The sequence below is a fragment of the Nocardioides flavescens genome (assembly GCF_009823805.1).
GTDB lineage: Bacteria > Actinomycetota > Actinomycetes > Propionibacteriales > Nocardioidaceae > Nocardioides > Nocardioides flavescens.
This window is the reverse complement of sequence record NZ_WUEK01000007.1, coordinates 210,231-223,763: the sequence shown is the minus strand read 5'-3', so window position 1 is coordinate 223,763 and position 13,533 is coordinate 210,231. Positions and strand designations below refer to the sequence as shown.

The 13,533-nt window shown below is 72.9% G+C and carries 12 protein-coding genes; 10 read left to right on the top strand and 2 right to left on the bottom strand.

The annotated features are described in order from the left end of the window. Positions 1-64: 64 nt before the first annotated feature. Positions 65-1,345, top strand: coding sequence for a S1C family serine protease (locus GRQ65_RS13275; RefSeq protein ID WP_337191708.1), 1,281 nt, complete (start codon positions 65-67; stop codon positions 1,343-1,345). 102 nt (positions 1,346-1,447) lie between these two features. Here the strand turns inward: GRQ65_RS13275 and GRQ65_RS13270 are convergent, their stop codons facing one another. Together GRQ65_RS13270 and GRQ65_RS13265 are read right to left on the bottom strand one after the other, a co-directional pair. Continuing rightward, entirely contained in the window at positions 1,448-2,491 is a 1,044-nt protein-coding gene (locus tag GRQ65_RS13270; RefSeq protein ID WP_160878445.1) for a GNAT family N-acetyltransferase, read from the bottom strand. Next, positions 2,488-4,188 (bottom strand): ATP-binding cassette domain-containing protein, encoded by a 1,701-nt coding sequence (locus GRQ65_RS13265; RefSeq protein ID WP_160878444.1) that lies wholly within the window; start codon positions 4,186-4,188, stop codon positions 2,488-2,490. Before GRQ65_RS13265 ends, GRQ65_RS13270 begins: the two co-directional genes overlap by 4 nt. A 436-nt stretch (positions 4,189-4,624) precedes the next feature. Here GRQ65_RS13265 and GRQ65_RS13260 point away from each other — a divergent pair, with 436 nt between their 5' ends. Genes GRQ65_RS13260 through GRQ65_RS13220 form a run of 9 tightly spaced genes read left to right on the top strand, consistent with a single transcriptional unit; the run spans position 4,625 to position 13,524 of the window. After that, positions 4,625-5,785 carry an acyl-CoA dehydrogenase family protein gene (locus GRQ65_RS13260; protein ID WP_160878443.1) on the top strand — a complete coding sequence of 387 codons (1,161 nt, stop codon included), beginning with the start codon at positions 4,625-4,627 and terminating at the stop codon, positions 5,783-5,785. Between the two features lie 13 nt (positions 5,786-5,798). Beyond that, positions 5,799-6,950: an acyl-CoA dehydrogenase family protein gene (locus GRQ65_RS13255; protein WP_160878442.1), complete on the top strand. Its 1,152-nt coding sequence runs from the start codon at positions 5,799-5,801 to the stop codon at positions 6,948-6,950. A gap of 49 nt (positions 6,951-6,999) precedes the next feature. Further along, on the top strand, positions 7,000-7,971 hold the full coding sequence (locus tag GRQ65_RS13250; RefSeq protein WP_160878441.1) for a phosphatase PAP2 family protein: 972 nt from the start codon (positions 7,000-7,002) through the stop codon (positions 7,969-7,971). Then, positions 7,968-8,786 (top strand): SDR family NAD(P)-dependent oxidoreductase, encoded by an 819-nt coding sequence (locus GRQ65_RS13245; RefSeq protein WP_337191706.1) that lies wholly within the window; start codon positions 7,968-7,970, stop codon positions 8,784-8,786. The genes GRQ65_RS13250 and GRQ65_RS13245 overlap by 4 nt, the downstream gene beginning before the upstream one ends. Beyond that, on the top strand, positions 8,783-9,811 hold the full coding sequence (locus tag GRQ65_RS13240) for a phosphotransferase family protein (protein WP_160878440.1): 1,029 nt from the start codon (positions 8,783-8,785) through the stop codon (positions 9,809-9,811). Before GRQ65_RS13245 ends, GRQ65_RS13240 begins: the two co-directional genes overlap by 4 nt. A gap of 3 nt (positions 9,812-9,814) precedes the next feature. Continuing rightward, positions 9,815-11,068, top strand: coding sequence for an acyl-CoA dehydrogenase family protein (locus tag GRQ65_RS13235; protein ID WP_160878439.1), 1,254 nt, complete (start codon positions 9,815-9,817; stop codon positions 11,066-11,068). Beyond that, on the top strand, positions 11,061-12,227 hold the full coding sequence (locus GRQ65_RS23470; protein ID WP_160878438.1) for an acyl-CoA dehydrogenase family protein: 1,167 nt from the start codon (positions 11,061-11,063) through the stop codon (positions 12,225-12,227). Before GRQ65_RS13235 ends, GRQ65_RS23470 begins: the two co-directional genes overlap by 8 nt. A gap of 44 nt (positions 12,228-12,271) precedes the next feature. After that, the gene (locus tag GRQ65_RS13225; RefSeq protein WP_160878437.1) at positions 12,272-13,207 is read left to right on the top strand and encodes an alpha/beta hydrolase fold domain-containing protein; all 936 of its coding nucleotides are present in this window, start codon (positions 12,272-12,274) and stop codon (positions 13,205-13,207) included. A gap of 44 nt (positions 13,208-13,251) precedes the next feature. Further along, positions 13,252-13,524: a DUF7218 family protein gene (locus GRQ65_RS13220; RefSeq protein ID WP_160878436.1), complete on the top strand. Its 273-nt coding sequence runs from the start codon at positions 13,252-13,254 to the stop codon at positions 13,522-13,524. Positions 13,525-13,533 lie beyond the last annotated feature (9 nt).

The window sequence follows — 13,533 nt, the reverse complement described above, 5'->3', positions numbered from 1 at the left end:
ACTCTTCTCCAGGTCCCAGGTCGGTCTCAGGCAGATCACAGGCCCGGTGCGCACTCTGGTGGACGTGACGAACGACGACCCGAACTTCCCGCAGCAGTCCCCGGAGCCGCGGCCCTCCGAACCGCAGGGCCCGCCGGCCTGGCGTCCGTACACCGCCGGCCCCCAGCTCTTCCCCACCCCGCCGCCGGCCCGCAAGCCGAAGCGGCGCCTGGCCTTCGCCGGCTCGGTCGTCGCCGCCTCGCTGCTCGTGGGCGGTGCCGCCGGTGTCGGAGGCGCCGCGGTCTTCTCCGCGCTCGACGACGGCCCGGCCGGCACGTCCGGCAGCAGCTCCGTGCAGACCGCCAAGGTCGTCGACACCCCGTCGACGACCGCCGCGGACGGCAGCGTCGAGGCCGTCGCGCAGGAGGTGCTGCCCTCGGTCGTCAAGATCGACGTCAGCGGCAGCCAGGGCTCCGGTTCGGGCTCCGGCATCATCATGAGCTCCGACGGTCAGATCCTGACCAACAACCACGTCGTCGCCCTGGCCGGTGACGGCGGCAGCCTCACCGTGTCGTTCAACGACGGCACGAAGGCGAGCGCGACGGTGCTCGGCACCGACCCGCTGACCGACACCGCCCTCATCCAGGCGCAGGGCGTCTCGGGCCTCACCCCCGCCACGCTCGGCAAGTCCAGCGACCTCAAGGTCGGCGAGGGCGTCGTGGCCATCGGCTCGCCCCTGGGCCTCGAGTCCACCGTGACCAGCGGCATCGTCAGCGCCCTCAACCGCCCGGTCGACGTGGGCGCGACCTCGGAGCAGAGCGACGCGACCGCGGTCTACCCCGCGATCCAGACCGACGCGGCCATCAACCCCGGCAACAGCGGCGGCGCGCTGGTCGACCTGAACGGCCACGTCGTCGGCATCAACGCCTCCATCGCGACCGCCGGGTCGAGCTCGGGCGGCGAGAGCGGCTCGATCGGTCTCGGCTTCGCCATCCCGATGGACGAGGTGCTCCCGATCGTCGAGCAGATGGCGAAGGGCGAGACCCCGACCCACGCCCAGCTCGGCGTCCAGGTCTCGCAGGTCGGAGTGAGCACCGACGGGCAGCAGCAACCGGGCGCCCAGGTCAGCGACGGCGCACAGATCCAGAAGGTGGGCGACGGCTCGGCCGCCGCGGGTGCCGGGCTCCAGGCCGGTGACGTCATCACCAAGGTCGACGACACGCTCATCACCGACCCCGACGCGCTGGTCGCCACGATCCGCTCGTACCGCCCCGGCGACCAGGTCACCGTCACCTACACCCGTGACGGCCAGACCGAGACCGCCCAGATGACCCTCGACTCCGACGCGGCGACCGCCACGAGCTGAGGTCCTCCTCCTCTGACGACAGAGGGGGTCCCTGAACGCCCACCGAGCGACGACGGTGGGTTCTCCGAGGAGGTGGGACCCCGCGACACGCACCCGGGTCCGTCACTCGCGTGTCGCGGGGTCCCGCTGTGTCTCCACCTTCTTGTGGAGCTCGCCGAGGCGCAGCACCGGCCGGAAGCCGAGCCGCTCGTTGACTGCGACCATCGGCGCGTTGACCTCGGCGTTGTAGGTCAGGAGCGTGCGCACCTGCGGGTGCGCCTGCTGCAGCAGCCGCAGGTTGGCCACCTTGAGCGCCAGCCCGAGCCGGTGACCGCGGTGGTCGGCTCGCACCAGCGTGCCCCACTGGTAGGCCCGGTCCGGCTCGTGGCGCGTGACGGCGAGGTCGGTGTAGGCCACCACCTCGCCGCCGGCCGTCAGCGCCGCGGTGCTTACCTTGATGCGCCCCTGGCGCTCGATCGTCGCCTCTCGCTCGCGGAGCACGCCGACGTCGGCCGACTCGATCTCGCGGGCGATGTCGCCGGTCGGCGCCTCGGTCATCAGCGTGGCCGCGAGGTCGGCCCAGCCCTGCGCCAGGTCGTCCGGCACCGGCCCGGTGAACGAGCGGAGCTCGTAGCCGCGGTGGTGCTCGGCCGCCTCGCGCGCCAGGGCGTCGAGCGCAGCGTCGGCCACGGGCAGCGCGAGCCGTCGCTGCACGTCGACCAGCCCCACCTCGAACCCGTGCCGACGCGCCCAGCGCAGATCGGGCGAGCGCGCACCGTCGGGATCGTCGTCGGGCCAGGCGAGCTCGGCGGTGAGCGTGGTGCGGCCCAGCTCGCGGGCCCGCTCCTCCAGCCGCGCCAGCACCAGCGCCGCGTGGCCGCGGCCGCGCTCGGCCACCGCCGTCGTCACCTCGACCTCCGCGGTCGTCGGGTTGTCGACCGTGGACGCCCGGAGCCAGCCGGTCGCGAGGACGCGCCCGCCGGCCGTGGCGGCGTACACCTCGGTCACGGCGCCGACGCTGTCGGCGACCGACACCCGCATCTCCTCGCGCTGCCACGCCGCGGCCCACGGGCCGTCACGGTGACCCACCGCCTCGGCGTACGTCGCGTGCCAGGCGTCGAAGAGGTCGTCGCGTGGGTGGACCCGGACGACCTCGGGCCCGGTCACCGCGACCGCACCACCCGGGACTCGTCCCACACCGGCTCGGGCGCCTCGTAGACCTCACCGTCGGCGCCGTAGACCAGGAACCGGTCGAAGCCGCGGGCGAACCAGCGGTCGTGCGTCACCGCCAGCACGGTGCCGTCGAACGACGCCAGGCCCGCCTCGAGCGCCTCGGCCGACTGGACGTCGAGGTTGTCGGTGGGCTCGTCGAGCAGCAGCAGCGTCGCGCCCGAGAGCTCGAGCAGGAGGATCTGGAAGCGCGCCTGTTGCCCGCCCGAGAGCGACTCGAAGCGCTGCTCGGCGGCGTGCGCGAGCTCGTAGCGGTCGAGCACCCGCGCCGCCTGCTCGCGACCCATGCCGGTGCGCCCGTCGGGCCGGCCGTCGCCGCGGTGCAGGATCTCGACCAGTGTCCGCCCGCGCAGCTCGGGGTGCTCGTGGGTCTGCACGAACCAGCCCGGGCGCACGCGGGCGCCGAGCTTGGCCTTGCCGACGTGGCGGACCGGCTCGATCTCGACGTCCTCCACCGGACGGTGCTCGACGTCGGGGTCGCTCCCGCCGGCGGCGAGCAGCCGCAGGAAGTGGGACTTGCCCGAGCCGTTGGAGCCGAGCACGGCGACGCGCTCGCCGTACCAGACCTCGAGGTCGAACGGGCGCATCAGCCCGCTCAGCTCGAGCTGCTCGCACACGACCGCGCGCTTGCCGGTGCGACCGCCCTTCAGCCGCATCGTGACCTGCTGCTCGCGCGGCTGCTCGGTCGGCGGACCCGCCTCCTCGAACTTGCGCAGCCGGGTCTGCGCGGCGCGGTACTGGCTCGACATGCCGTCGTTGTACTCCGACTTGATCTTGAGCCGGAGCACCAGCGCCTTGATCTTGGCGTGCTCCTCGTCCCAGCGCTTGCGCAGCTCCTCGAAGCGGGCGAACCGGTCCTGGCGCGCCTCGTGGTAGGACGAGAAGCCGCCCGGGTGGACCCACGCGGTGTTGCCGGTGCCGGCGCTCGACAGCTCGATCGCGACGACGCGCGTCGCGGTGTTGTCGAGCAGCTCGCGGTCGTGGCTGATGAACAGGATCGTCTTGTCGGACTCGCGGATGCGCTGCTCGAGCCAGATCTTGCCGGGCACGTCGAGGAAGTTGTCGGGCTCGTCGAGCAGCAGGACCTCGTCGGGTCCGCGGAGCAGGAACTCCAGCACCAGCCGCTTCTGCTCACCGCCCGACAGCGTGCGCAGCTCGCGGTGCTTGGCCCGCTCGTAGGGCACCCCGAGACCCGCGACCGTGCACACGTCCCAGGTGACCTCGACGTCGTAGCCGCCCGCATCGGCGTACTCCGAGAGCGCCTCGGCGTAGGCCATCTGGGTGGGCTCGTCGTCGGCCTCCATCAGCGCGAGCTCGCAGCGGTCTACCGCCTCCGCGGCGGCTCGTACACGCGCCGGCGCGACGCTGCGGAGCAGGTCGGTGACGGTCGCCCGCTCCCCCAGCCCCGCGCCCACCATCTGCCGCATCACGCCGAGGCCCCCACTGCGGGTCACCGACCCGGCGTGCGGGACCAGGTCGCCGGTGACGATGCGCAGCAGCGTCGTCTTGCCGGCACCGTTGGCCCCGACCAGCGCGACCTTGGCGCCCTCACCGACCCGGAACGACACGTCGTCGAGCAGCACCCGCCCGTCCGGCAGCTCGTAGCGCACTCCAGCGACGTCGACGTGTCCCACGGACGACGATTGTGCGGGACCGGGTGTCCCGGGCGCACCTGACTATCGCTGCTAGGCGTCCGTGGTGAGCAGCCACCAGCCGACGGCGGCCGCCACGACCAGTCCGACGACCAGCAGGGCAGGCACCACGCGTCGTACGACGACCACGGGGTGAGTGTGGTGCGCGCGGGCGGCGCACGACAAGAGCCTGTGCTGCTCGGTGGTCGAGCAGCGAGCACCAGCGAGCGTCGTCGGGACCCCACACGCTCCCGCTGGGTTCGCACTGACGCTGCGGCGGTCTCGACCACGGTCGGCGCCGGGGCGCCTCCCTGCTCGACCAGCAGTGGTCGAGCAGCAGGCTTCGGTGGCTCCATTGCGAGGAACGTCACAGGCCTCCGGCGACCTGGGCCGATGGTGTGTACTGGCGGGTAGCCAACCCAGACCCGAAGGAGCGCGCATGCAGCTCGAGCTGTCCGAGGAGGACCGCAGGTTCCGCGAGGAGATGCGGGAGTTCTTCACCACCCAGGTCCCCCAGGAGGTCCGCGACGCGGTCCGCGAGGGTCGCGAGCTCACGGCCGACGAGATCCGCACCGCGCAGCGCGCACTGAACGCCGCCGGCCTGGCCGTGCCGCACTGGCCCGTCGAGTGGGGCGGCAAGGACTGGACCGAGCTGCAGCGCCACATCTGGAACGAGGAGATGCAGCGCGCGTTCGTCCCGGCGCCGCTGGCCTTCAACGCCTCGATGATCGGCCCCGTCATCGCGCACTTCGGCACCGAGGAGCAGAAGGCGGAGTTCCTGCCCAAGACCGCCAACCTCGACATCTGGTGGAGCCAGGGCTTCTCCGAGCCCGACGCCGGCTCCGACCTCGCGGGACTGCGCTGCAGCGCGGTGCGCGACGGCGACGACTGGATCGTCAACGGCCAGAAGACCTGGACCACGCTCGGGCAGTACGGCGACTGGATCTTCACGCTGGTGCGCACCGACCCCGACGTGAAGAAGCAGGCCGGCATCTCGATGCTGCTGATCGACATGCGCTCCGAGGGTCTCGAGGTCCGTCCGATCCAGCTGATCGACGGCGGCCACGAGGTCAACGAGGTGTGGTTCGACGACGTCCGCGTGCCGGGGGCCAACCTGGTCGGCGACCTCAACGGCGGCTGGACGATCGCGAAGTTCCTGCTCGGCAACGAGCGCGTCGGCGTGGCCCCGGTGGGCTCGACCAAGCGCTCGCTGGCCCTGGTCAAGGAGCGCGCAAAGGCGCGCATCGAGGGCGACCCTCTGGTGCGCGCCCGCGTCGCCGAGCTCGAGAACGAGCTGCTCGCCCTCGAGCTGACCGCGCTGCGCGTGGTCGCCCACTCCGCCGACGGCGAGCCGCACCCGGCCTCGTCGGTGCTCAAGCTCAAGGGCACGGAGCTGCAGCAGGCCGTCACCGAGCTGGTGCTCGACCTCGCGGGCCCCGGCGGCCTCGCGAGCGGCGCGGTCGGCGAGCCCACCAGCGGGCTCGAGGGCTGGCAGCAGCATGCCGCCCCGACGTACCTCAACATGCGCAAGGCGTCGATCTACGGCGGGTCCAACGAGATCCAGCGCCAGATCATCAGCCGCACGATCCTGGGACTCTGAGAGGCACCGCGACATGGACTTCAGCTACGACGACGAGCAGGACGCCCTGCGCGAGGCCGTGCGCGGCCTCGTGGGCAAGGCCTACAGCGACTTCGAGAAGCGGCGCCAGGCCGTCGAGGACGACCCGGGCTTCGACGAGGCCCAGTGGCAGCGGATGGCGGAGATGGGTCTGCTCGGACTGCCCTTCGCCGAGGACGACGGCGGCGTGGGCGCCGGCCCGGTCGAGATCGGCATCGTGTGCCAGGAGCTCGGCCGCGTCATCGCTCCCGAGCCCTACCTCACCTCCGTGGTGTACGCCGGCGGGCTGGTCTCCGCGGTCGGCACGGCCGAGCAGCGTCAGGAGGTGCTCGGCGCCCTGTCGGCCGGCGAGAGCGTGCTGGCCTTCGCCCACGACGAGCCCGGCCGCACCTGGAGCGCGACCGCCGAGGCCGTGACGGCGACGCAGGACGGCGACGCCTGGACCCTGAGCGGCGTGAAGGAGCCGGTGCCGCACGGCGCCCGCGCCGACGTGCTCGTGGTGAGCGCCGCGCTGCCCGCGGGCGGCACGGGCCTGTTCCTGGTGGCCGGCGGCGACGCCGAGCGCACCGGCTACGCCGCCTACGACGGCACCCGTGCGGCCCGCGTCGCGTTCGACGGCACGACCGCGACGCCGCTCGGCGAGCCCGGTCTCGACGTCACGGCGAGCATCGCGACGGTCCAGGCGATCACCCGGGTCATGGCGGCCAACCAGGCGCTCGGGGCGATGCAGTTCTGCCTGCGCGCGACGACGGAGTACCTCAAGAGCCGCAAGCAGTTCGGCGTCCCGCTCAACACCTTCCAGGCGTTGAACTTCCGCGCCGCCGACATGTACGTCTCCCAGGAGCTCGCGCAGTCCATCGTCGACTGGGCGACCATGGTCGTCGAGCAGGCGGGCTCGCGCGGCGACCAGGAAGCGCTGATCGACGCCGCTCGGCGCGCGTCGTTGCAGGTGAGCCGGTCCAGCCGGCACATCGGCCAGGAGGCGATCCAGCTGCACGGCGGCATCGCGATGACGGCGGAGTACTCCGTCGGCAACGTCGTCGCGCACCTCACCGTGCTCGACCACCTGCTCGGCGACGGCACCCACCACCTCTCCGAGCTGGCGGGCGCGGTCACCGGGCACGCCGACATCGACCCGCTGGGCTGACGGCGCGGGTCGACGGCCGAGGCCTGAGACAGCCCTTTAGCATCGGTCCATGACGCAGCGGCTCGAGGAGGACCAGCTCCTCCTCGAGCCGCCGCCGACCACCCGCCGCTGGGTGCGCGTCGTCGCGATGGCGGCGTACGCCGTGGCGCTGGCGACCTGGTCGGAGCTGCTCGGCATCCCCAACGACACCGTCCAGGTCTTCCTGTGGCTGTGGCTCGGCACCATCGCGTGGAACGCCGAGGCGCCGTGGCGCCAGCACCTGCAGTTCCTGCGCGACTGGTGGCTGCCGGTCGCGGGGCTGGTCGTCTACTTCTTCAGCCGCGGTCTCACCGACGAGCTCGGCCTGCCGGTCCACGTGCGGATGCCGATCCGCGTCGACGAGTGGCTCTCCTCGCTGTTCGGCGGCGGGGGCACCCTGCCGACCGAGCTCCTGCAGCGTCACCTGTGCGGCGACCCGTGCCTGCGCGACAGCCCGCCCCGGTGGTACGACGCGTACTTCACGACCGTCTACGCGAGCCACTTCCTGACCGGGCTCACCATCGCCGCGGTGCTGTGGGTCCGCAACCGGGCCGAGTGGCTGCGCTGGATGCGGCGCTACCTCGCGATCAACTTCGGGGCGCTCGTCGTCTACCTGCTCTACCCGATGGCGCCCCCGTGGATGGCTGCGCAGGAGGGGTTCACCGACGCCCCCCTGACCCGCATCACCGGGCGCGGCTGGGCCGACCTGGGCATCGGCCGCTTCGACCTGGTCCTGCAGGGCGTCGGCAACCCGGTGGCGGCGATGCCCTCGCTGCACGCGGGCATCACCTTCCTGGTGGCGATGTACGGCATCTGGCGGCTGCGCTCGTCGCTGCGCTGGCTGCTCGTGCTCTACCCCCTCTCGATGTGCGTCGCGCTCGTCTACTACGCCGAGCACTACGTCGTCGACGTCCTCGCCGGGGCCGTGCTCGCGGGGCTGGTGATGCTCGGGTGCGGGTGGTGGGAGCGTCGCCGGAGCGCTCGTGGGACGGTGGCCCTGTGACGACGCCCACGCAGTCCCTGCACGACGCGGGGGCGGTGGTCACCGGGGCCGGGCACGGCATCGGCCGGGCCCTCGCCACCCGCCTGGTCGCCGAGGGAGCGCGCGTGGTCGTCAACGACCTCGACGCCGAGGCGTGCCGCCGGGTCGCCGACGAGCTGGGCGCGACGGCGGCACCGGGCGACTGCGCCAGCGAGGCCGGCGTCCAGCAGCTGCTCGCCACCGCGACCGGGGCCCTGGGTCGCGTCGACGTCTTCTGCGCCAACGCCGGCATCGACGACGGCTTCGGCGGGCTGGAGACCGGCGACGACGCCTGGGCCCGGATGCTCGAGACCAACGTGATGAGCCACGTCCGCGCGGCCCGGGCGCTCGTCCCGGGGTGGCTGGCCGACGGCCGCGGCGGCCGGTTCGTGGTGACGGCCAGCGCCGCCGGCCTGCTCACGATGATCGGCAGCGCGCCCTACTCCGTCACCAAGCACGGCGCCGTCGCCTTCGCCGAGTGGCTCTCGGTGACGTACGGCGCCCGCGGGGTCGCAGTGCAGGCCATCTGCCCCCAGGGGGTGCAGACGCGGATGCTCGAGCAGGCCGGACCCCTGCAGGCGCTGCTGAGCCGCGACGCCGCGCTCACCCCCGAGCAGGTCGCCGACGCGTGGGTCGCGAGCCTGGCCGACGACCGGTTCCTGGTGCTCCCGCACCCCGAGGTGGCCGACTACTACCGCGCCCGCGCCGCCGACACCGACGCCTGGCTGACGGGGATGCGGCGCCTGCAGTCCAAGGTCGACCGAGCGGTGAACGACTCGATGGAGGAGCAGCGATGACGCAGGAGACCCCGGGGCTCGACCTGGGCGCCTACCGCCGGTGGTACGACGCCGAGCGGCCCGGCGAGATCGAGGGCGAGCTGAGCGCCTCGCTGATCGCGGGCGGGCGGTCCAACCTGACCTACGCCGTCACGGACGGCCAGCGCGAGTGGATCGTGCGGCGCCCGCCGCTGGGGCACGTGCAGGCCACCGCCCACGACATGGGTCGCGAGTACACCGCGATGTCGGCGCTCGCCGACACGGCCGTGCCGGTGCCCCGGATGTTCGCCCACTGCACCGACCCCGACGTGATCGGGGCGGAGTTCTACGTCATGTCGCGCGTCGACGGAGCGGCGTACCGCTCCAAGGACGAGCTGGCCGCCCTCGGCCCCGAGCGCACCTCCGCGATCGCCCAGCACATGGTGGAGGTGCTCGCCGCCCTCCACGCCGTCGACCCGGCCGCCGTGGGGCTCGGGGAGTTCGGGCGACCCGAGGGGTTCCTGGAGCGGCAGGTGCGCCGGTGGGGCCGCCAGCTCGAGGGGTCGAAGACCCAGGAGCGCCCCCGCGCCGAGGAGCTGCACCGCCTGCTCACCGAGCGGCTGCCCGAGGACGACCCGTCGGTGCGCGGGATCGTGCACGGCGACTACCGCCTCGACAACTGCCTGGTCGGCTCCGACGACCGCGTCCACGCCGTCGTCGACTGGGAGATGGCCACCCTCGGCGACACCCGCACCGATCTCGCCCTCCTGCTCGTCTACGACCGGCTCAGCGAGATCGCGGGCGGCGACGTCGTGTCCGACGTGGCGCGCGCCCCGGGCTACCCGAGCGCCGACGAGCAGCTCGCGCGCTACGCCGAGGCGAGCGGCCGCGACCTCGGCGACATGGGCTGGCACCTCGGCCTGGCGTACTTCAAGCTCGCCGTGATCCTCGAGGGCATCCACTACCGCTTCCTGCAGGGCCAGACGGTCGGCGAGGGGTTCGACCGGATCGGCCAGGGATTCGACACCATCATCGACGCGGGGCACGACGCGCTCCGGAAGGGCTGACCCATGGACTTCGCACTCGACGCGCGCACCACCGAGCTCCGCACCGAGCTCCTCGACTTCGTCGACACCCACGTCGCGCCGGCCGAGGCGCGCTTCCACGACGAGCTGGAGGCGCTGGAGGACCGCTTCGCCTGGACCCAGGCGCCGGTGCTCGGCGAGCTGCGCGCCGAGGCCCGCAGCCGCGGTCTGTGGAACCTCTTCCTCCCCGCCTCCGACGAGCACCCGGGCCTCGGTGCCGGCCTCACCAACCTGCAGTACGCCCCGCTCGCCGAGATCACCGGCGCCTACGGCCACCTGGCTCCCCCGGCGCTCAACTGCGCCGCGCCCGACACCGGCAACATGGAGGTGCTGACGATGTTCGGCACCGCGGAGCAGAAGGAGCGCTGGCTCGAGCCGCTGCTCGACGGGCGCATCCGCTCGGCGTTCGCGATGACCGAGCCCGACGTCGCCTCCTCCGACGCCACCAACATCGAGACCTCGATCCGCCGCGACGGCGACGAGTACGTCGTCAACGGGCGCAAGTGGTGGATCACCGGGGCGATGAACCCCGAGTGCGAGATCTTCATCGTGATGGGCAAGACCGATCCGGAGGCCGACCGCCACCGCCAGCAGTCGATGCTGCTCGTGCCCCGCGACACCCCCGGGCTGACGGTCGTGCGGCCGATGCACGTGCTCGGCTACGACGACCACGAGCACGGCGGCCACGCCGAGCTGCGCTTCACCGACGTCCGGGTGCCCGCGTCGAACCTCATCGGCGAGGAGGGCGGCGGGTTCGCGATCGCCCAGGCGCGCCTCGGCCCCGGTCGCATCCACCACTGCATGCGCGCCATCGGGGTGGCCGAGCGGGCCATCGCGCTGATGTGCGAGCGCGTCGAGGACCGGGTGGCCTTCGGCCGCCCGCTCTCGCGCCAGGGCGTGATCCGCGAGTGGATCGCCGAGTCGCGCATCGCCGTCGAGCAGCTGCGCCTGCTGGTGCTCAAGACCGCGTGGCTGATGGACACCTCGGGCAACCGCGCGGCGCACAGCGAGATCCAGGCGATCAAGATCGCCACCCCCAAGGTCGTCCAGGAGATCGTCGACCGGGCCATCCAGGCCCACGGCGCCGGCGGGCTGTCGCAGGACTTCCCCCTCGCCTCGTCGTTCGCCGGCATCCGCACGCTGCGCTTCGCCGACGGCCCCGACGAGGTCCACAAGAACTCCCTGGCCAAGACCGAGCTCGCGCGCCAGGCCGCACGCCGCGAGGGCAGCCGTGGTTGACCTCTCGCTCACCGAGGAGCAGCAGGCGTTCCGCCAGGTCGCCCGCGACTTCCTCGAGCGCGAGGCCGTGCCCCACCGCCAGGCGTGGGACCGCGCCGAGTCGGTCGACCTCTCGATCGTCGCCAAGATGGCCGAGATCGGCTTCTTCGGGCTCACCATCCCGGAGGAGTACGGCGGTCTCGGCGGGGACTACCAGACCTACGTGCTGGCGATGGAGGAGCTCGGCCGGGCCGACACCGCGCTGCGCGGCATCGTCTCGGTCTCCAACGGCCTGGTCGGCAAGTCGATCCTGGGCTTCGGCACCGAGGAGCAGAAGCAGGAGTGGCTCCCGGCGCTCGCCTCGGCGACCAAGCTCGGCTGCTTCGGGTTGACCGAGCCCGGCACGGGCTCCGACGCCGGCAACCTCGAGACCCGCGCCGAGCGCGACGGCGACGACTACCTCATCACCGGTCAGAAGCTGTGGATCACCAACGGCACCTGGGCCGACGTCGCGCTCGTCTTCGCCCGCACCGGCGGCCCCGGGCCGCGCGGCGTGACGGCGTTCCTGGTGCCCACCGACAGCGAGGGGTTCGAGGCGCGGGAGATCAAGGGCAAGCTAGGGCTGCGCGGCCAGGCCACGGCCGAGCTGTTCCTCGACCACGTGCGCGTGCCCGCCTCGGCGCGGCTCGGCGACGAGGGCCGGGGGTTCACCATCGCGATGACGACGCTCGACAAGGGCCGGGTCTCCGTCGCCGCGGGCTGCGTCGGGCTGGTGCAGGCGTGCCTGGAGTCGGCCGTCTCCTACGCCACCGAGCGCACCCAGTTCGGCCGCCCCATCGCGGGCTTCCAGCTGGTGCAGGACATGATCGCCGACATCTCGCTCGACGCCGACGCCGCACGGTTGCTCGTCTGGCGCTGCGCCGACCTGCTCGACCGCGGACTCGCCGACACCGCGGAGTTCCGCATCGCGGCCTCCAAGGCCAAGCTCTTCGCCTCCGAGGCCGCCGTCCGGGCCGCCAACACCTGCATCCAGGTCTACGGCGGCGCCGGCTACGTCGACGACCACCCGGCCGAGAAGTACCTGCGCGACGCGCGCGTCCTGACCCTCTACGAGGGCACCAGCCAGGTGCAGAAGCTGCTCATCGGCCGCCACGAGACCGGCATCAGCGCGTTCGTCTGACCCCACCGTCCGCTCACCACCCCGCCCACGACCAGGAGACCACCGTGCCCGTCGACCCCGCCATCCAGGGACTGCTCGACTTCCTCGCAGCCGCCGGTGCCCCACCGATGTCGGCGGGCACCCCGGAGCAGGCTCGCGCGGGCTTCCGGGCGCTCAGCGTCGACCTGCGCGACCCCGCCTCGCTGCCCGACGTGGCCTCGGTCGAGGACACCACCGTGCCCGGTGGCGACGGCAAGCGACCCGCGCGCGTCTACCGCCCCGGGACCTCCGGCGACCTCCCCACGGTCCTGCTGTTCCACGGCGGCGGGTTCGTGATCGGCGACCTCGACACCCACGACCTGCTCGCGCGCACCATCGCGGTGCAGTGCGACGCCGTCGTCGTCTCGGTCGACTACCGTCTGGCTCCCGAGCACCCGTTCCCCGCCGCGGTCGACGACGCGGAGGCGGCCGCCCGCTGGGCGGCGGCCCACCTGTCCGAGCTCGGCGGCGGGACCGCGCTCGGGGTCGCCGGCGACAGCGCCGGCGGCAACCTGTCCGCCGTGGTCGCGCAGACCCTGCGCGACGAGGGGGTCGCGGTCGCCGGGCAGCTGCTGCTCTACCCCGCGACCGACCTCGGCGGCCAGTACCCCTCGCAGCAGGAGAACGCCGTCGGCTACTTCCTCGACCTCGACACCATGCTCTGGTTCGGTGCGCAGTACGTCGGCACGCGGGAGCTCGACCCGACCGACCCGCGGCTCTCGCCGTTCCACGGAGACCTTCACGGTCTGGCCCCGGCGGTCGTCGCGGTCGCGGAGTACGACCCGCTGCGCGACGACGGCCTCGCCTACGCCGCGGCTCTCGAGGCGGCGGGCACCCCGGTCACGGTCCGCACCTACCCCGGCCTCATCCACGGCTTCGCCGACATGGGCCGTCACGCCCCGGCAGCCCAGACCGCGATCGACGAGCTGTGCGGGCTGTTCCGCGAGGTGCTGCACCGCTGAGCCGGCTCCTGAGCCGATGGTCGGGGAATGGTTACCGGACGCGCATGCCAGCGAAGAAGTCACCGGGCCCGAGCGTCAAGGACCCCGAGCTCTACGAGGCGCTGCGCGACGACGGCGCCAGCAAGGAGAAGGCGGCGCGGATCGCCAACGCCGCCGCCAACACCTCCCGCAAGGAGGTCGGCCGCAAGGGCGGCAAGAGCGAGTCCTACGAGGAGTGGACGGTGGACGACCTGCGCAAGCGGGCCGCCGAGCTCGACGTCGAGGGACGCTCGAAGATGAACAAGTCCGAGCTCGTCGACGCCCTGCGCAACCACTGAGGTGGCTGC